Below are 272 nucleotides of genomic sequence, written 5' to 3' on the forward strand. Positions count from 1 at the left end.
CCATGTCGAACACAGAAGTTAAGCTTCTTAACGCCGAGAGTAGTTGGGGGAGCACCCCCTGCGAGGGTAGGACGTTGCCACGCACTTTAAGGAAACAGCCAAGTTATCATGACTTGGCTGTTTTTTTGCGTTGTATTGGATTGGATACTGAAGCAGAAGCTATTGCTCTTAAGACGTAAGCACCCAATAAACGACCGTAATCAAAAGAAGCGCTACTGATCCGAAACTTTTTGGTTCGAATCAGTAGCGCTGTTTAGTTTTAAATTAGCCAA

General features: G+C 44.5%; 1 rRNA gene. It reads left to right on the forward strand.

What is annotated here, in order from left to right:
- Window positions 1-83 (forward strand): 5S ribosomal RNA (gene rrf / locus FFM78_RS14290); the annotation flags it as partial.
- Window positions 84-272 lie beyond the last annotated feature (189 nt).

The sequence above is a fragment of the Loigolactobacillus binensis genome (assembly GCF_005405165.1).
Lineage (GTDB): Bacteria > Bacillota > Bacilli > Lactobacillales > Lactobacillaceae > Loigolactobacillus > Loigolactobacillus binensis.